The sequence below is a fragment of the Dietzia sp. KRD202 genome (assembly GCF_017168155.1).
GTDB lineage: Bacteria > Actinomycetota > Actinomycetes > Mycobacteriales > Mycobacteriaceae > Dietzia > Dietzia kunjamensis.
Genome location: NZ_JABFAN010000011.1, coordinates 150843 through 169230, shown reverse-complemented (window position 1 = coordinate 169230; position 18388 = coordinate 150843). Strand labels below are relative to the sequence as shown.

Below are 18388 nucleotides of genomic sequence, written 5' to 3'. Positions count from 1 at the left end.
TAACGCGCCGACCCTCACGCGAACCAGGATCGTCGGATTGTTGACAATCGACCGTGGCGCGCCACACACTGGCACCCATGACCGCGCACCTGTCGCCCCATCTCAAGCAGGCCACGCCCGTCGTGGTGGACCACGCCCTCGGCTCGTGGATCCACGGCACCGACGGCCGCGACTACCTGGACTTCACGACCGGCATCGGCGTGACCAGCACCGGCCACTGCCACCCCGACGTGGTCGCCGCGGCTCGCGAGCAGTGCGGGAAGATCATCCACGCGCAGTACACGACCGTCATGCACCAGCCGCTGTTGGAGCTCACCGAGAAGCTGGGCGAGCACCTGCCCGAGGGGATCGACTCGGTCTTCTACGCCAACTCCGGATCCGAGGCGGTCGAGGCCGCGGTCCGGCTGTCCCGCATGGCCACCGGCCGGCCCAACATCGTCACCGTCCAGGGCGGCTTCCACGGCCGCACCGTCGCCGCCGCCAGCCTCACCACCGCCGGTACCCGCTTCTCCGCCGGGTTCTCCCCGCTCATGGGCGGCGTGGTGATGACCCCGTTCCCGCACGCCCTGCGCCACGGGTGGACGGAGAACGACGCGATCGACTTCGCGCTGGCCGAGCTCGACTACCTCATGGCCACCCGGGTCGACGCCCGCGAGATCGCGGCCTTCCTCATCGAACCCGTGCTGGGCGACGGCGGGTACATGGCCACTCCCCCGCGCTACCTGCAGGGGCTCCGCGAGCGCGCCGACCGGATCGGCGCGCTGCTGGTGCTCGACGAGGTCCAGGCCGGCATCGGGCGCACCGGCCGGTTCTGGGGGCACCAGCACACCGACGGTCTCGTGCCGGACATCATCATCACCGCCAAGGGCATCGCGTCGGGCTTCCCCATCTCCGCGATCGCCGCACCCTCCGCCCTCATGGCCAAGGCCTGGCCCGGATCCCAGGGCGGGACCTACGGCGGAAACGCGGTCGCCGCGGCGGCCGGGGTCGCCACCCTCAGCGTGGTCGAGCGCGAAGGCCTGGTGGACAACGCCGCCGCTCGCGGGACCCAGCTTCTCGACGGGCTCCGGCGTACCCTCGGCGACGTGGGCGAGATCTGCGACATCCGCGGGACCGGGCTCATGCTGGGCGTCGAGTTCGGCGACGCCCGCGCACCCGCCGGCAGCGCCGGGGCACGCGAGGCCGCCCGCCTGGCCGGAGCGGTACAGCAGGCGTGCATCGACGAGGACCTGCTCACCCTCACCTGCGGCCCGACCGGGTCCGTGGTGCGCCTCATCCCCGCGCTGGTGGTGACCGCCGACGAGGTGGACGCCGGTGTCGAGCGCTTCACCCGCGCCGTGCACCGGGTGTGCGACGGGGCGGCGTGACCTCCCACGTCGCACCGGACGCCCCCGGGCGGGCGCTCGTCGGCGCGCTCGTGGACGCGGGTCTGGCGCCCGAGTCGGACCCCCGCCGGATCGCCGAGTACTCCTACGACGCCTCGAACTACCGGGTCGTGCCCGCCGCCGTGCTGTTCCCGCGGTCGGAGAGCGAGGTCGCCGCCGCCCTGGCCGTGTGTCACCGGCTAGGGGTTCCCGCGACCGCCCGTGGCGGCGGCACGTCGATGGCCGGGAACGCGATCGGCACCGGCCTGGTCCTGGACCTGTCCCGGCACATGAACCGGGTCCTCGAGGTGGACGAGGCGGCGGGGACCGTCGCCGCCGAGGCCGGCACCGTGCTCACGGCCCTGCGCGCGGCCGTCCACGCCGCCACGGGCGACCGCCTGACCTTCGCCCCGGACCCCTCGAGCCAGTCCCGCGCCTGCCTGGGCGGCGCGATCGGCAACGACGCGTGCGGCAACCACTCCGTGCGCCACGGCCGGACCGCCGACCACGTCGAGGCGCTGCGGATCGTCACCGCCGACGGACTGCGCCTCACCGCCACCCGCAGCGGCGTCGAGGCCACCGATCCGGCCGACGCGCCCGCCGCCGCCCGCGCCGAGCACCTCACCACACGGTTGCAGGACCTGACCGCCGACCACCTGGCCGCCATCCGCACCGAACTCGGCCGCCTCCCCCGCCAGGTGTCCGGCTACCACCTGCGTCACCTGCTGCCCGAGGAGGGCTTCGACGTGGCGCGGTCCCTCGTGGGCTCCGAGGGCACGTGCGCGATCGTCACCGCCGCGACCGTGCGGGCCGTCCCCCGTTCCGCGCGCACCGGGCTGGCGGTCGTGGGGTACGCCGACGTGGTGGACGCTGCGCGGGACGTGCCAGCCATCCTGCGACACCGCCCCACAGCCGTAGAGGGTATCGACGAGGTGATCGTCGCGACGATGCGGCAGCGCCGCGGCGCCGACTCGGTCGCCGAGCTGCCGCGCGGCCACGCGTGGCTGTTCGTGGAACTCGATGACGACGGGAGTGACGACGACGGGGGCGACGACGACGGGGGTGACGACGACGAGGCCGGCGCCGGCGGTCGTGGGCTCGACGCCCGGGTGGCCGAACTGGCCGACGAGCTGACGCGGGACGGCCACGCTCTCGAGGTCCTCGTCGTGACCGATCCCGTGGCCCGCGCGGACCTGTGGCGCGTGCGTGAGGACGGCGCCGGGCTGAGCTCGAGACTGACCGATCCGGCGACGGGCGCGACCATCGAGTCCTGGCCCGGCTGGGAGGACTCCGCCGTCGCCCCCGAGCGGCTCGCCGACTACCTCGCCGACTTCCGCGACCTGCTTGCCCGGCACGAGCTCACGGGCGTCATGTACGGGCACTTCGGGGCGGGCTGTATGCACATCCGCATCAGCTTCGACCTGCGCTCGGACGCGGGCCGGGCCGTCATGCGCGCGTTCTGCACCGACGCCGCCCACCTCGTCGTGCGGCACGGCGGGTCGCTGTCCGGGGAGCACGGCGACGGCCGTGCCCGCTCCGAACTGCTGCCGGTGATGTACTCGCCCGAGATGCTGGACGCCTTCGCCCGCTTCGCCGGGGTCTGGGACCCGGCGGGGATCCTCGCCCCGGGCGGCCTGACCGCCACCCGGCCCCTCGACGCCGATCTGGCCCTGGCCGGGGTGGGCCGACGCGACCTGGGCCTGCTCACCTCGCCGGACGGCGCCCACCCGGTCCAGGCCTGCATCGGCGTGGGCCGCTGTCGCACCACCTCCGGCGGTGTGATGTGCCCGTCCTTCCGGGCCACCGGGGACGAGAAGGACTCCACCCGCGGTCGGGCCCGCGTCCTGCAGGAGGTGGTCCGCGGCACCCTGCCGATCGACGACCCGGCGGTCGAGGAGTCGCTCGAACTGTGCCTCGCGTGCAAGGCGTGCTCCTCGGACTGCCCGACCGGCGTCGACATGGCCACCTTCAAGTCCGAGGCCCTGCACCGTCGCTACACGCGTCGAGTGCGACCGACGGCCCACTACTCCCTGGGCCTGCTCCCGCTGTGGCTCCGCGGGACCGTCCGCGCGGCCGGGCCGATCAACGCCCTGCTGGGAACCCGCGCCGGCCGCGCCGCGGCGCGGATCGGGGGTCTGAACACCGAGCGCACCCTGCCCCGCTTCGCGTCCGCCCGGCAGCTGCGCGACGAGCTCGCCCGGGTACCGGAGAGCGTGTGGACCGTCCGCGAACCGGCACCGGGGCGCACCTCCGCAGAGGTCGTGCTGTTCCTCGACTCGTTCACCCGCGGACTGCGCCCCGCGGTCGCCGGCGCCGCCGCCCGCGTGCTGGGCGGCACGCACACGTCCGTCGCCTGCACGGCCGACCAGTGCTGCGGGTTGACCCACGTCACCACCGGCCGACTCGACGCCGCACGCCGCACTATGACCTCGACCGCGCGCCACCTCGACGCGATCCGCGGGCCGGGCGGGGAGGAGATCCCCGTCGTCGTCGTCGAACCCTCCTGCGCCGCCACCCTGCGCGAGGACCTTCCCCGCCTGCTCGCCGACACCCCCCACGCTGCCGCCGCCCGCCGCGTGGCCGCCCGTGTCCGGTCCTCCGCCGACCACCTCGGCCGGCTCGCCGCCGAGGGCCGCGCCCCCGCGTGGCCCGGCGACGCGCCCCCGGACCGCGTCACCGTCCAGACCCACTGTCACGAGTACGCGACCTTCGGCAACCGCATCCAACGCGCCACGCTCACCGCCCTCGGCGTGGGCTCGGTCCGCGAGGCGACCGGCTGCTGCGGCGTCGCCGGCGACTTCGGCTTCACCGCCGGCCACGAGACCGTCACCGCGGCCGTCGGCGAACTCGCACTCGCCCCCGCCCTGCGTGCCGACACCGACGCCCCCGTCCTCACCGACGGGTTCTCGTGCGCCACCCAGGTCGACCACCTCGGCGCCGGCGACCCCACCACGGGACCCGGCCGCACCGGCCGCCACCTGTTCGAACTGCTCGACCCCGACCCCCGTCCCGACCCCCGCCCCGCACCCACCAGGAGGCCCACATGACCCGCTCCGCAGCCGACATCATCAGTGCCCTCGGGACCGGCATCCACGTCGACGGGGCCTGGCGCGACGCCGCCTCCGGCGCGACGTTCGACGTGATCAACCCCGCGACCGGTGAGGCGATCGCGACCATCGCCGACGGCGGGGCCAGTGATGCCGCCGCCGCGATCGAGGCCGCCGGCCGCACCCAACCGGAGTGGGCGGACGTCCCCGCCCGCGAGCGGGCCGAGATCCTGCGCCGGGCCTACGAGCTGCTCGTCGACCGCGCCGACGAGGTGGCGCTGCTCATGACCACCGAGATGGGCAAGCCGCTCGCCGAGGCGCGGGGCGAGGTCACCTACGGGGCCGAGTTCTTCCGCTGGTTCTCCGAGGAGGCCTGCCGCATCCGCGGCGACGCCCGCCGCTCCCCCGACGGCAAGACCCGGCTCATGGTCACCCACGAGCCCGTCGGACCGTGCATCCTCATCACCCCGTGGAACTTCCCCCTGGCCATGGCCACCCGCAAGATCGGACCCGCCATCGCCGCCGGCTGCACCATGGTCTTCAAGCCCGCAAACCTCACGCCGCTGACCTCGCTCTACGTGGTGGACCTCCTGCGCGAGGCGGGGCTGCCCGACGGCGTCCTCAACGTGGTGTGCACGACCGACGCCGGGGGCGTGGTGGAGCCGTGGATCGACTCCGGCATCGCCCGCAAGCTGTCCTTCACCGGATCCACGCCCGTCGGCCGCATGCTCCTCGAGCAGTGCGCGCGCGGGGTGCTGCGCACCTCCATGGAGCTCGGCGGCAACGCGCCGTTCGTGGTCTGCGAGGACGCGGACATGGACACCGCCGTCGCCGCGGCGATGGCCGCCAAGATGCGCAACATGGGCGAGGCCTGCACGTCCGCCAACCGGATCCTCGTGCACCGCTCGGTGCTGGACGAGTTCGGTCGGCGCCTGACCGAGAAGATGTCCGCCCTGACCGTGGGCGACGGCACGACCGACGGCACCGACGTGGGCCCGCTGGTCGAGGAGAAGGCCGTCACCAAGGTCGTGGACCTGGTCGACGACGCCGTCGAGCGCGGGGCCGAGGTGCTGACCGGCGGCTCGCGCCTCGACGGACCCGGCTACTTCTACCCGCCCACCGTGCTCACCGGTGTCACCCCGGACGCCGAGCTGATGTCGACCGAGATCTTCGGCCCCGTCGCCGCCCTCGTACCGTTCGACACCGACGACGAGGCGGTGGAGCTCGCCAATGACACCGAGTTCGGACTGGTCTCCTACGTCATGACCGAGAACCTCGACCGCGCCATGACCATGTCCGAGCGACTCCAGGCCGGCATGGTCGGCATCAACGTCGGCGTGGTGTCCAACCCGGCCGCCCCGTTCGGCGGCATCAAGCAGTCCGGGCTGGGGCGCGAGGGCGGGCTCAGCGGGATCGAGGAGTTCGTCGAGACCAAGCTGGTCGCGATCCCCGTGCGCTGAGCCGATTCACACTGAGCCGACCCGCGCCGGGCCGACCCTCCTGCTCCCCTAGCCGGTGCGGACGCGGCCGGCCCGGCGGTGACGCTCGGCCTCGGTCATCCCGCCCCAGACGCCGTACAACTCACGCTGGGCCATCGCGTGCTGACGGCACGCGTCGATGACGGGACACTGCCCGCAGAGCTTCTTGGCGGCGGCCTCCTTGCGGCGCCGCGTCGACTTGGCCTCGTCCTCCGAGTTGTAGAACAGGTCCGGGATCTCGCGGCACATCCCGGAGTCGGCCCACGCCCACCGATCGTCGAGTCTGGTCATCGCGGTCTGCATCATGGTTCCCCTCGCCGTCCGGTCCAGCTTCCGATGTCCCGGGGGGATTCGGCACACCCCCAGGGGTGGGATGGGTCACAACTGCTAATGTTCCTTCATGAAGGTCCGGGTCTCGGTGGTCAACGACTACTCGCTGGTCGTCGCCGGCGTGGAAGCCCTGTTGGGCCCGTATGCCGACCGGGTACAGGTGGTGCCGACCCATCACGCGACCGACGTGGCCACGCCGGTCGACGTCGCGTTGTTCGACACCTTCGGCTCCGGCCCCGGGTGGCAGCAGCGGTGCGCCGAAATGGCCCGTGACCCGCAGATCGGCGCGGTGGCGGTCTACTCGTTCATCACCGATCCGCGGGCCGTCGACGAGGCGCTGGCGGCCGGGGCCCGGGGTTTTCTCGCCAAGTCCCTGATCGGGGACGAGCTGGTCAGCGGTATCGAACGCATCGCTGCCGGTGAGCGGGTCACGGTGATCGACCGGGAGGACTCCGGGCCGGCCGCGCCGTGGCCCACCGGTGGTGTCGGACTGACCCCTCGGGAGGCGGAGATGCTCGCGCTGATCACCCAGGGCCGGTCGAACGAGGAGATCACCGCGGCCTGCTACCTGTCGATCAACACCGTGAAGTCCTACATCCGGGACGCGTATCGCAAGATCGGGGTGACGACCCGGCCGCAGGCCGTGGCGTGGGCACTGCGCAACGGCCTCGGGTCGAGCCACTGACCGCCGTGCCCTGACCGCCCTCCCCTGAGCTACGTGCCCTCGCTGACCCTGGCCAGCCCGTCCCGCATGTGGTCGACGAGCAACGACCGGGCCCGGAGCCGGTCACCGGAGCGCACCGCGTCCGCGATCGCCCGGTGCTCCGCGAGCCTGGACGCGGCGTCGGTATAGGTGCTGCGCATCGCGTGGAGGCACATGCTCGTCTCCACCACCACGGTCTCGTGCACCCGCGACAACCGCGGGCTCCGCGCGGCCTCCACCAGCGCGTGGTGGAAGTCCAGATCCGCCGCCACCATGGCCGCGGACCGGGGTTCGTCGGCCAGCGCCGCCATCGCGTCGACGGCCGCGTCGAGGGCGTCGGCCGTGGCCTCCCCCAGGCCCAGATCGAGCACCCGCTCCAGAGCGCCGGTCTCGATGGTCGTCCGCAGCAGGTACATGTCCTCGACGGCGTCGGGCGTCAGGTCGGCGACGAACAGTCCGCGATTGCGGTGCGAGACGAGCAGCCCCTCCTGGGTGAGCCGCTGCATCGCCTCGCGCAGCGGGCCGCGACTCACGCCGAGCGAGCGTGCGAGAGCGGCCTCGCCGAGCTGCGTCCCGGGGGCCAGGGAGCCGTCCGCGATGCCCCTCCGGAGAGCGCGTGCGATGAGGGACGGCGTCGACTCCTGGACGACGGGTTCCAGTCCCGCGGTCGAGTCGATCACGGCCGACCGTCCCCCGGACGCCCCGCCGCGTGGACCCGCGGGGTGGGCACGACCTGACCGAGCGCGGCCTCGAGTGCGGCACCGACCCGGACCACCAGTCGGTCCTCGAACCGCGCCCCCACCACCTGCAGCCCCACCGGGAGGCCCGCGTCGGTCGTCCCGCAGGGGACGCTCAGCGCCGGCTGCTGGGTCATGTTGAACGGATAGGTGTACGGCGTCCACGATGTCCAGTCGGGACTGTGCCAGCCCGGCGGCACGTCCGATCCCGCGGCGAAGGCGGCGATCGGCGTGGTGGGCGTGATGAGGATGTCGTGGGCCCGGTGGAAGTCTGCCATCCGCGCGCCCAGGGCCATCCGCACCGCCACGGCGTCGAGATAGTCGGCGGCGGAGTAGTCGTGGTACCGCCCCAGCGCCTCGCGCATCGACGGGTCGACGTGGTCGACGGCGCCCGGCCCGTGGGGTGCGAGGACCGCGGCGAGACCGGCGAACCACAGGACGTGGAACGCGTCGACCGGATCGGTGATCCCGGGGTCGACCGTCTCGACCCGCGCCCCCAACGATTCCAGCACGGCGACCGCGCGTCCGACCTCCCGCTCGACCTCCGGGTCGGTGGTACCGAAGCCGAGGTCGGGGCTGTACGCGACGCGCAGTCCCTCGAGTGGGAGGTCCCCGCGTGAGCCGTCGACGGCCGCGGCGAGGTACCCGCCCGGGCCGGGGGTCGTCGCGCGCGCCGGCGCCGCCGACCAGTCGCGGGGATCCGGACGCAGCAGGGTGTCCATGAACGCGGCCGTGTCGGCGACCGTGCGGGTCATCGGCCCGGCGTGCGCGAGCGTCCCGAACGGGCTTGACGGGAACATGGGAATCACGCCGTAGGTGGGCTTGAGCGCCACGATCCCGCAGAACGCGGCGGGGATGCGCACCGACCCGCCACCGTCGGTGCCCAGCGCGAGCTGGCCGAGCCCGGCGGCGACCGCGGCCGCCGCCCCGCCGCTGGATCCGCCCGGGGTGAGGCCCGGGTCGTGCGGATTACGGGTGATCCCGGTGAGCGTGTTGTCCGTGACCCCCTTCCACGCGAACTCCGGCGTGGTGGTCTTGCCGATCACCACGCACCCGGCCTCGTCGACCGCCGAGGTGACGGGGGCGTCGTCGGGCCACGAGGCGGGATCGGACGCACCGGGCTTGTCCGCCAGGAGCCGGGAACCCCGGAGCGTCGGGACGCCACGCGTGTAGAAGATGTCCTTGATCGTGGTGGGGACGCCGTCGAGCGGGCTGAGCGGTTCACCCCGGCGGTACCGCTCCTCGGACGACCGCGCGGCCGTCAGCGTCGTGTCACGGTCGACGTGACAGAAGGCGTTGATCTCGCCGTCGACCCGATCGATCGCCGCGAGCACCTCCTCGGCGGCATCAACCGGGGAGAGTTCGCCCCGGCGGTAGCCGTCGGCCAGTTCGAGGGCCGTGTGCGACAGGGTCATCGGCGCGCCTTCCGTGGAACCGTCTGATTGTCGACAATCCTACAGGCGATGGGGTGACGGTCAAGCGTCCCGCCCCACGGGGCGGGTCACCGTTCGAGGACGGCCTTGAGGAACGTGCGTGTCCGGTCCTGCTTGGGAGCGGTGAAGATGGCCTCGGGGGTGCCCTCCTCCACGATCTTGCCCTGATCGAACACCAGCACGCGGTCGGCCACGTCGCGGGCGAACCCCATCTCGTGGGTCACGATGAGCATCGTGATGTCGGTGGACTCGGCGATCATCCGCAGCACCCCGAGCACGTCGGCGACCAGCTCGGGATCGAGAGCCGAGGTGACCTCGTCGAGGAGCAGGATGTCGGGATCCATCGCCAGTGCCCGGGCGATGGCGACGCGCTGCTGCTGCCCGCCCGACAGCGTGGTCGGGTGGGCGTTCTCCTTGTCCGCGAGACCGACGGTGTCGAGGAGCTCACGTGCCCGCTCCACCGCCTCCCCCTTGGACCGCCCCAGGACGTGGATCTGCGCCTCGGTGATGTTCTCGAGCACCGTCATGTTGGGGAACAGGTTGAACTGCTGGAACACCATCCCGATCTTCGAGCGGACGGCGCGCAGGTGCTTCTGGGAGGCCTTGACCAGCTTGTCGCCCTTGAACTGGTGGGTCAGGGGTTCGCCCTCCACCCAGATCACGCCGTCGTTCGCCTCCTCGAGGGTCATCAGCAGGCGCAGGATCGTCGTCTTGCCCGACCCGCTGGGGCCGATCAGCGCGACCCGCTCGCCCCGCTGCACGGTGAAGTCGAGGTGGTCCAGGACCACGTGGTCGCCGAACTGCTTGACCACCTTCTCGAACACCACCATCGGCGACTCGCCGCCTGTCGGCGTGCTCGGCCGCGTCGGCGTGCTGGGGTCAGTAGACAAGGGACTTCTCCAGTCTCCGGATGAGGATCGAGGTCGGGTAGCTCGCGAGCAGGAAGATCACCCCGGCGAGGGTGATGGGCTCGAGGTACTGGAAGTTGCGGGCGCCGTACTGCTGCGCGGCGGTCACCATCTCCACCACCGTGATCGCGAACAGGAACGGGGTGTCCTTGAACAGGGAGATCGCGTAGTTGCCGAGCGCCGGGACCGTGTTGCGGATCGCCTGGGGCAGGACGACGGCACGCCACGTGCGCCCCGCGGGGAGTGACAGCGCCCGGGCGGCCTCCCACTGCCCGGTCGGGACCGCGTCGATGCCCGCGCGGTACACCTCCGCCATGTAGGTCGCGTAGTGCACGCCGATCACGGCGATGCCGATCTGCAGCGCGGTGAACTGCGGGAGCAGGAAGTACGCGAACAACAGTTGGACGACGAGCGGGGTCAGGCGGATGAACTCGGTGACCAGGCGCAGGGGCACGGTGATCACGGCGGGCGCGGCGCGACGCACCATCGCGACGAGCAGTCCCAGCACCGCGGCGATGAGGAAGCCGACGACGGTGGCCAGCAGCGTGATCCGGAACCCCTCCAGCAGGATCGGGATGCTCTCGATGGCGCGTTCCCAGCTCCAGTCGACGCTCATCGGCCCACCCCCACTGCCTCGTTGACCCGTTCGGGTCGCAAGCTGAGCACCTCACGGAGCGACGGCCCCGCCCCCAGTCGGGACTTCGCCCGGACCTCAAGGAGATTCATGAACAGGGTGAGGACGTACGCGATGACGAAGTAGAGGATCAGCCCGACGCCGAAGGCGAACACCGTGTCGCCGGTCACGCGGCGCAGCTCCCCGATGTGGAAGGTCAGGTCCTGCAGCAGGATGAAGCTGGCCAGGGCACTCCCCTTGAGGAGCTGGACCAGGAGGTTGTTCAGCGGCGGGATCATCTGCACCCACGCCTGCGGGAAGACGACCTTGGACATGCGATGCCAGGGCGAGAAGTTGAGGGCGACCGCGGCCTCCTTCTGCGGGGTCGGGACGGCGGCCAGCGAACCACGGACCACCTCGGCGGCGTACGCGCCGTAGTTGAGTCCCAGCGCCAGGATTCCGCAGAAGAGCGGATCGAGTTCGTAGCCGAGCAGCGGCAGCACGAAGAACAGCCAGAACAGCTGCACCAGCAACGAGGTGCCCCGGAAGAACTCGACGATCGTCCTCGACACCCCGCGGATCACCATGAGGCGGGACCCGGCCGCCACGCCGAGGACCAGCGCCATGGCGAAGCCCAGCGCCGCACCGCCCAGTGTCAGATAGATGGTGGTGACGATGCCTTCCTGGAAGCGGGGCCACGCCTCCAGGAAGGCCTCGATGTTACTTTCCACGGTCGTTCGTCACCGGACTCCGTGCACCGTCACTCGCCGGCGCAGAGGTCGGCGGTCGTCAGCGCGGGGTCGGGGAGCTCCCCCTCGGTGAACCCGAACTCACCCACGATGGAGAGGTACTTCTCCGGATCGGAGGTGATCTTGGCCAGTTCCTCGTTGTAGGCGTCGAGGAGCTCCTGGTCGTCGGTGCGGAACACGGTACCGCCCGCGCCGACCTGCGGCTCGCCGTTGATCTCCGCGACGAACGACTCGGTCACCTCGACGGGGGCGTCGGGGTTGTTGTTCTTCATCCAGTTCAGCGAGATGCCGGTCAGGGCGAAGACGTCGGCGCGCCCGGAGGTGACCGCGTCCATCCCGTCCTGGGGGGTGGCGACCTGCATGCTGTCGATACCCAGCTCGGAGGCGTAGTCGGACTCGATCGCGCCCGTCATCGTCGCGAGCCGCGCACCGCTCTCGGCGACGGACTGCATGTCGGTGAGGTTCATCGGGTTGCCCTCCTCGACCATGAGGGCGGTGGTGTAGTTGAACTCGGGCTCGCTGAACGCGGCCTGCTCGCAGCGCTCCGGGAGGATCGACATGCCCGCGCTCACCACGTCGAAGCGGTTGGCCTGGAGACCGGGGATGAGGGCACCGAAGTCCGCGTTCACGCCCTCGACGGTGTCGATGCCCAGATTCCCGAAGATCTCGCGGTGGAGGGCGACGGTGGCGCCGGTGAGCTCGCCGTTCTCCTGGAACGAGTAGGGCGCCTCGCCAGCGAAGCCGACCGTCACGCTGCCGCGGTCCTGCAGGGTCTCCAGCAGGCTCGAGTCGTCGTCGGAATTCGTCGATGTACAGCCCGTGAGCCCCAGGCCGATCACCGCGGCGGCGGCGATCACGCTCATCGGACGACGGCGTACGGATGTCCTCAGCACTGATGGTGCCATGGTCTTCTCACCTTCCGGTCGCGGTCGGACACTGGGCGCACCCGGTGCCCGATCCTCTGCGCTCACCGGTACGTCCTTCCGACGCCCGACTTCAGCCTTTGAGTCTCCTTAACGTAACACGCGTCACATGACGCGCCGGGCGCTTTCGCGCTGCCCGGGTCCGGGCGGCGCGCCTATCCTGACGTCCATGACCACCGCCGAGACCCTGGACGAGGCGCTGCGCCGCGCCGCCGACGCCCCCACCCTCGTGGTGGCGTGCGACTACGACGGCACGCTCGCCCCGTTCGTCGACGACCCCACGAAGGCCGTGCCCGCCCCCGGTGCCGCGGACGCCCTGGCGAGACTGGCGGGGCTGCCCCGGACCACCGTCGCCCTGCTGTCCGGCCGAAACCGCGCGGCCCTGGCGGAGGTGAGCGGCGCCGACGCCCCGGTGGTCCTGGTGGGCAGCCACGGGTCGGAGTGGGAGGGTGGTTTCGACTCCCCCCTCGACGACGACGAGGTGGCGCTGCTGTCCCGGGTGCGGTCCGCCCTCGAGGAGATCGTCTCCCGCACCCCCGGGGCGCACGTCGAGTCCAAGCCGACGGCCGCCGTCCTGCACGTCCGCCCGGTGGCCGACCCCGCCGAGCGCGACCGCGCGCAGTCCGAGGCGATGGCGGGGCCCGCCGCGTTCGACGGGGTGTTCGTCACCGAGGGCAAGAACGTCGTGGAGATCGCCGTGCGGGAGGCGAGCAAGGGCGCGGCCATCGAGACGATGGTCGAGCAGACCGGAGCGGGGGTGGCGCTGTTCATCGGCGACGACGTCACCGATGAGCGCGGCTTCGCGCGCCTGCGACCGCAGGATGTCGGCGTCAAGGTCGGCGAGGGCGAGACGGCGGCCGCGCACCGCGTCGCGGACATCCCCGCCGTCGTGGAGCTGCTCGACACCCTCGCCGATCTGCGGGGCTGACACCCCCGGATGTACACACTCGCCGTGTCGCGGATCTACACTTAACGACAACGGTTCCCATTACTACGAGAGTGGTCCACGTGATGTCGTCCTCCTCACCCGCCCGCACGCCCCGCGCGCTGGCCCTCGCCGCGGCCGCCCTCCTAGGCGGGGGCGTGCTCACCGCCTGCGGCACCGACGGCGACGCCGGCACGGGCGACGACGGGCCCACCGTGGTCGCCTCGACGACCGTCTACGCGGACATCGCCGAGCAGGTCGCCGGCGACAACGCCTCGGTGGAGTCGGTGATCTCCGACCCGGCCGCCGACCCGCACTCCTACGAGGCAAGCCCTGCCGATGCCGCCGCGGTCGCGGGCGCCGACCTGGTCGTCTACAACGGCGCCGGCTACGACGCCTTCGTCGACATGGCGCTGGACAACGCCGGGGACGTCCCCGTCGTACGGGGGGTCGACGAGTTCGAGCGGGTCACCGGTGCCTCCGTGGACGGGCACGACCACGGTCAGGAGGACCACGCGGAGGAGGACCACGCGGAGGGCGACGCTGCAGAGGGCAGCGGGGCGGAGGACGACCACGCGGACCATGCCCACGAGGCCGCCGGCAACGAGCACGTGTGGTTCAGCCCGCCCACCGCCGCCGCCGTCGCCGAGCGTGTGGCCGAGGAACTCGCCGCGATCGACTCCGGCAACGCCGAGCAGTACCGCGACAACGCCCGCGCCTTCGCCGACGCCCTGACTCCCCTCGAGGCCCGGCTCGACGAGATCGACGACCGCGGGCACTTCCCCTACGCCCAGACCGAGCGGGTCGGCGCGCACCTGTTCGAGGCCGCGCACCTGACCGACCTGACGCCGCGCGGGTTCCTCGCCTCCGTCGAGGACGACACCGACCCGTCCGCCGCCGACCTCGCCGCCATGCTCGACCTGCTGGCCGAGCGACGGGTCGCGTTCCTGGCCTTCAACACCCAGACCGAGACCTCCGTGACCGCCCGCGTCCGCGACGCGGCCGAGGACGCCGACCTCGTCGTCGTCGACCTCACCGAGACCCTCCCCGAGGGCGCCGACTACATCGGCTGGATGACGGGGATCGTCGACGACCTCTCCGGCGCACTGGCCGACGCGACCCCGGTGGGCGACGGTGGCCACTGAACCCGGGTCGGGCCACGCCCGCGGCGCCCCCGGCCCCGGACCGGTCGTCGCGCTGCAGGGCGTGACGGTCTCCCGCGGCGGCCGCACCCTCATCCGCGACCTCGACCTGGCGATCGCCCCCGGCGAGTTCGTGGCCGTCCTCGGACCCAACGGCGCCGGCAAGACCACCCTGCTCAAGGTGCTGCTCGGCGAACACCGGCCCGACTCCGGCACCGTCCTCGTCGACGGTCGCGCCCCCGGCGACCGCGGCACCCACCTCGGCTACGTACCGCAACAGCGCGCCTTCGACCCCGGCATCACCCTGCGCGGACGCGACCTCGTGTCCCTCGGGATCGACGGCACCCGCTGGGGCCCCGGTTGGCCGTCACGGCGCGCCGGAAAGCGGCGCATCGTCGACGACGCCCTCACCAGGCTCGCGGCCGGAAAGCTCGCCGACAAGCCACTCGGCCGGATGTCCGGCGGCGAGCAACAACGCGTGCGGGTCGCCCAGGCCATCGCGTGCGACCCGTGCGTCATGCTCTGTGACGAACCGCTGCTCAGCCTCGACCTCACCGGTCAACGCACCGTCGCCTCCGTACTCGACCACCGACGCCGCGAGCACGACACCGCGGTCGTGTTCGTCACCCACGAGATCAACCCGGTGCTGCCGATGGTCGACCGGATCGTCTACCTGGTCGACGGCCGGCACCGCATCGGCACCCCGGACGAGGTCTTCACCACCGAGGTCATGTCCGAGCTGTACTCCTCCCCCGTCGAGGTCCTGCGCGTGCGCGGACAGATCGTCGTGGTGGGCGACACCCAGCACCTCGTCGCAGAACCCTGGTCGAGCGGGCACCACCACCACGATGACGACGCCGCAGGCGGCCACGACCACGGACATGGAGCGCACTGATGGACCGACTGCTCGAGATCCTCGGGTCCATCGCCGACACCGAGACCACCGCGTACCTGCTGGAGCAGGACTTCGTGCTCTTCGGCCTCGCCGCGATCGCACTGCTCGGCCTGCTCTCCGGTGCGATCGGGCCGTTCATCGTGATGCGGCAGATGTCGTTCTCCGTGCACGGCGCCAGCGAGCTCGCCCTCACCGGCGCAGCCGCCGCGCTGCTGTTCGGGCTCAACCTGGGGCTGGGCGCCGTCCTGGGGTCGGTGATCGCTGCACTGATGTTCGGCCTGATGGGCTCCCGGGCGTACCAGCGCGACAGTTCGATCGGCGTGGTCATGGCGTTCGGACTCGGCCTGGCCGTGTTGTTCATCCATCTCTACCCCGGCCGCTCGGGGACGAGCTTCTCCCTGCTCACCGGGCAGATCGTGGGAGTGTCCGAGCACGGGCTGGTGCAGATGGCGGTGGTCGCGGCCATCATCGTGGGCGCGCTGATCGTGCTGTACCGGCCACTGGTGTTCTCGTCGGCCGACCCCGAGGTCGCCGAGGCGCGGGGCGTCCCGGTGCGGGCCATCAACATGGTCTTCGCCGTGCTCGTGGGGCTGGCCGCCGCGCAGGCCGTGCAGGTCGTCGGCGCACTGTTGGTCCTGTCCCTGCTCATCACGCCCGCCGCCGCCGCAGCCGCCGTCACCTCCAGCCCGCTGCGGGCGATCGGGCTGACGATCCTGTTCGCCGAGATCGCGGCCGTCGGGGGGATGCTGCTCTCCCTCGCGCCGGGCGTGCCGGTCTCGGTGTTCGTCACCACGATCTCGTTCGTCATCTACCTGGCGTGCCGCGGTCTCGCGGCGGTGCGGCGATGACCGGGGGTGCCGGGGCGGACGGTGCTGGGCCAGACGGTGCCGGGCCGGACGGTGCTGCCGGAGGGCACGACGATGCCGCCGAACTCGAGGCCATCCGGGCCACCTATCCGACCCTGAACTGGGACTCCGCCGAGCGGATCGACGAGGGCTGGGACCACGTCGTGATGATCTGCCGCGGGTGCTCCGGGGCGGATGGGCACGGCCACCGCGACCTGGTGTTCCGGTTCCCCGCCGACGACCAGGCCCTCGCGCAGCTGCCGACCGAGATCGCGGTCCTCGATCACCTGGCGGGACGCGTCGACGCCGCCCTCCCCCACTACTCTCACGTACCCGCGCACGGCCGCTTCGCCGGGTACCCGCTGGTGCGCGGGCAGCGCCTCACCCCGGAGCTGTTCGTCCGCCTGCCCGCCACCGAGAGAACGACACTCGCCGCCCAACTCGGCGCGCTGCTGGCCGCGCTGCACATCCAGGACACCTCGGCGCCCCCGATCGACCGGGTGCCCCACTCCTACCAGCCGGAGAACCTGGACTTCGTCCGCGGGATCGTGGAGAACAACCTTCCGGCGGTGTTCAACGATGCCGAGATGGCCACGGCCAGGGAGATCTGCGACGAGGTCGGGGCGCTGCAGTCCACCCTCCTACCGCGGGTGCTGCTGCACAACGACGTCTACGTCCGACACCTGTACTGGGACCGCGGTCAGGCGGCCGGCGGGGCCGGCGGGGTCAGTGGGCCCGGGAGGCTCGGCCTCATCGACTTCACCGACATGTGCCTGGGCGACCCGGCCGTCGACTTCGCCGAGCTGTACGAATACGGCCCGCGCTTCGTCGAGGACGTGCTGGCCCACTACACCGGGCGGGCCGACGAGACCTTCCTCGACCGGGCGTGGACCTACCAGCGGTTCGCCGCGCTCTACATGATCGCCGGCCACCTGTACTACGGGGTGGAGTCCTGGGAGCACGCCCGGTCGGCGTTCGACCGGTGCCGCTCCCCGCGCCGGCCGCGGGCCTGACACCCTCCGCGGGACGGCCCCTGCGCCCGATCTGCGCCCGACCTGCGCCCGCATCCACAGCCGCTCCCGCGCCTGGCGTCTCGCTCACGCGCCTGCTCGGCCAGCCCACAGCCGCTCGTCGGCATGGCGTCTCGCGCGCGCATCGGGGCAGGCCAGACGCCATGCCAACGAGCGAACGTTCAGGCGTGCGTGCGAGACGCCAGGCGCGGTAGCGGATGCCGCGGACCAGCGGGCTGGCGGGCCGGGCCCGCGGACCAGCGCGCTGGCCGGCCGGCGGGCCGGCGGGCCGGGCGGGCCTGACCCGCATCGGCGGGTCAGCGCTTGACGCGCCGCTGCCGCGCGAACTCCGAGAGCACCACGCCCGCCGCCACCGAGGCGTTGAGGCTCTCGACCTCGGACGCGATCGGGATGGACAGGATCGAGTCACAGTTCTCGCGGACGAGGCGGGACAGGCCCTTGCCCTCGGAACCCACGACGATGACCGTGGGACCGGTGCCGTCGTAGTCGTCCAACGAGACGTCGCCCCCGGCGTCCAGGCCGACGAGCTGCGCGCCCTGCTTGGCCCAGTCGAGCAGCGTCCGGTTGAGGTTGGTCGCCTTGGCCACGGGCAGGCGGGCCGCGGCGCCGGCCGAGGTGCGCCACGCCACCGCGGTGATGGACGCGCTGCGCCGCTCGGGGATCAGCACGCCGTGCCCACCGAAGGCCGCGACCGACCGGATGACGGCGCCGAGGTTGCGCGTGTCGGTGATGTTGTCGAGCGCCACCAGCAGGGCCGGCTTCGAGGAGTGCATGGCGCTCTGGATGAGGTCGTCCGGGTCGGCGTACTCGTAGGGAGGCACCTGGAGACCGATCCCCTGGTGCATGCCGTTGGAGGTCATCCGGTCGAGATCGTGGCGGGGCACCTCGAGGATCGAGATCCCCTTGTCGGCGGCGAACCGCACGGCCTCGGTGAGCCGCTCGTCGTTGTCGGCCCCCACGGCCACGAACAACGCCGTCGCCGGGACTCCGGCGCGCAGGCACTCCACGACCGGGTTGCGGCCCACCACGAGTTCGGGCCCGTCGGCCTTCTTCTGGGCGTACTGGCGGCGCTGCTGGGCACCGTCCGACTTGCGCGACGCGGCCTTGGCCTTGCGGTGCGCCGGGTGGTAGGTCCGGTCCTCGGCCTTGGGGGTGGCGCCGCGCGCCTCGAGCCCGCGACGGCGCTGGCCGCCGGAGCCGACGACCTGTCCCTTCTTGGTGCCGGATTTGCGGATCGCTCCGCGCCGGCTCGAATTGCCCGCCAT

17 protein-coding genes are annotated in these 18388 nt (G+C 72.2%); 9 read left to right on the top strand and 8 right to left on the bottom strand.

Annotated features, from left to right (window positions below):
* The first annotated feature begins 77 nt into the window (after positions 1-77).
* From J1M64_RS07505 to J1M64_RS07495, 3 genes are read left to right on the top strand one after another with little or no spacing between them, the layout of a single operon-like run.
* A complete protein-coding gene (locus tag J1M64_RS07505) occupies positions 78-1367 on the top strand; it encodes an aspartate aminotransferase family protein (protein ID WP_206473801.1) in 1290 nt (429 codons plus the stop codon).
* Positions 1364-4411 (top strand): FAD-binding and (Fe-S)-binding domain-containing protein, encoded by a 3048-nt coding sequence (locus tag J1M64_RS07500; RefSeq protein WP_307872393.1) that lies wholly within the window; start codon positions 1364-1366, stop codon positions 4409-4411. The genes J1M64_RS07505 and J1M64_RS07500 overlap by 4 nt, the downstream gene beginning before the upstream one ends.
* The gene (locus J1M64_RS07495; RefSeq protein ID WP_206473799.1) at positions 4408-5871 is read left to right on the top strand and encodes an NAD-dependent succinate-semialdehyde dehydrogenase; all 1464 of its coding nucleotides are present in this window, start codon (positions 4408-4410) and stop codon (positions 5869-5871) included. Before J1M64_RS07500 ends, J1M64_RS07495 begins: the two co-directional genes overlap by 4 nt.
* 48 nt (positions 5872-5919) lie before the next feature.
* On the opposite strand, the gene J1M64_RS07490 is transcribed toward J1M64_RS07495, so the two are convergent.
* The gene (locus J1M64_RS07490; RefSeq protein WP_167507195.1) at positions 5920-6192 is read right to left on the bottom strand and encodes a WhiB family transcriptional regulator; all 273 of its coding nucleotides are present in this window, start codon (positions 6190-6192) and stop codon (positions 5920-5922) included.
* 97 nt (positions 6193-6289) lie between these two features.
* On the opposite strand from J1M64_RS07490, the gene J1M64_RS07485 reads away from it, so the two are divergent.
* Complete coding sequence (locus tag J1M64_RS07485; protein ID WP_206473798.1) at positions 6290-6904, top strand: response regulator transcription factor; 615 nt, start codon at positions 6290-6292, stop codon at positions 6902-6904.
* A gap of 29 nt (positions 6905-6933) precedes the next feature.
* On the opposite strand, the gene J1M64_RS07480 is transcribed toward J1M64_RS07485, so the two are convergent.
* The 6 genes from J1M64_RS07480 to ehuB form a co-directional block, all read right to left on the bottom strand.
* Complete coding sequence (locus J1M64_RS07480; protein WP_206473797.1) at positions 6934-7602, bottom strand: GntR family transcriptional regulator; 669 nt, start codon at positions 7600-7602, stop codon at positions 6934-6936.
* On the bottom strand, positions 7599-9074 hold the full coding sequence (locus J1M64_RS07475) for an amidase (protein WP_206473796.1): 1476 nt from the start codon (positions 9072-9074) through the stop codon (positions 7599-7601). Before J1M64_RS07475 ends, J1M64_RS07480 begins: the two co-directional genes overlap by 4 nt.
* An 86-nt stretch (positions 9075-9160) precedes the next feature.
* The gene (gene ehuA / locus J1M64_RS07470) at positions 9161-9922 is read right to left on the bottom strand and encodes an ectoine/hydroxyectoine ABC transporter ATP-binding protein EhuA (protein ID WP_067711666.1); all 762 of its coding nucleotides are present in this window, start codon (positions 9920-9922) and stop codon (positions 9161-9163) included.
* A gap of 49 nt (positions 9923-9971) precedes the next feature.
* Positions 9972-10616 (bottom strand): ectoine/hydroxyectoine ABC transporter permease subunit EhuD, encoded by a 645-nt coding sequence (gene ehuD, locus J1M64_RS07465; protein WP_182633759.1) that lies wholly within the window; start codon positions 10614-10616, stop codon positions 9972-9974.
* On the bottom strand, positions 10613-11344 hold the full coding sequence (ehuC, locus tag J1M64_RS07460; protein WP_067711660.1) for an ectoine/hydroxyectoine ABC transporter permease subunit EhuC: 732 nt from the start codon (positions 11342-11344) through the stop codon (positions 10613-10615). The genes ehuD and ehuC overlap by 4 nt, the downstream gene beginning before the upstream one ends.
* 29 nt (positions 11345-11373) lie before the next feature.
* On the bottom strand, positions 11374-12225 hold the full coding sequence (ehuB, locus tag J1M64_RS07455) for an ectoine/hydroxyectoine ABC transporter substrate-binding protein EhuB (protein ID WP_205475706.1): 852 nt from the start codon (positions 12223-12225) through the stop codon (positions 11374-11376).
* Between the two features lie 229 nt (positions 12226-12454).
* On the opposite strand from ehuB, the gene otsB reads away from it, so the two are divergent.
* The 5 genes from otsB (at position 12455) to J1M64_RS07430 (ending at position 17105) form a co-directional block, all read left to right on the top strand.
* Complete coding sequence (gene otsB, locus J1M64_RS07450) at positions 12455-13213, top strand: trehalose-phosphatase (protein ID WP_206473795.1); 759 nt, start codon at positions 12455-12457, stop codon at positions 13211-13213.
* Positions 13214-13296: 83 nt separating this feature from the next.
* Entirely contained in the window at positions 13297-14355 is a 1059-nt protein-coding gene (locus J1M64_RS07445; RefSeq protein WP_206473794.1) for a metal ABC transporter solute-binding protein, Zn/Mn family, read from the top strand.
* The gene (locus J1M64_RS07440; protein WP_067711651.1) at positions 14345-15247 is read left to right on the top strand and encodes a metal ABC transporter ATP-binding protein; all 903 of its coding nucleotides are present in this window, start codon (positions 14345-14347) and stop codon (positions 15245-15247) included. Before J1M64_RS07445 ends, J1M64_RS07440 begins: the two co-directional genes overlap by 11 nt.
* Complete coding sequence (locus J1M64_RS07435) at positions 15247-16095, top strand: metal ABC transporter permease (RefSeq protein WP_206473793.1); 849 nt, start codon at positions 15247-15249, stop codon at positions 16093-16095. Before J1M64_RS07440 ends, J1M64_RS07435 begins: the two co-directional genes overlap by 1 nt.
* Positions 16092-17105: an aminoglycoside phosphotransferase family protein gene (locus J1M64_RS07430; protein ID WP_206473792.1), complete on the top strand. Its 1014-nt coding sequence runs from the start codon at positions 16092-16094 to the stop codon at positions 17103-17105. Before J1M64_RS07435 ends, J1M64_RS07430 begins: the two co-directional genes overlap by 4 nt.
* A 314-nt stretch (positions 17106-17419) precedes the next feature.
* Here J1M64_RS07430 and rlmB read toward each other — a convergent pair whose 3' ends face one another.
* On the bottom strand, positions 17420-18388 hold the full coding sequence (rlmB, locus tag J1M64_RS07425) for a 23S rRNA (guanosine(2251)-2'-O)-methyltransferase RlmB (protein ID WP_069390413.1): 969 nt from the start codon (positions 18386-18388) through the stop codon (positions 17420-17422).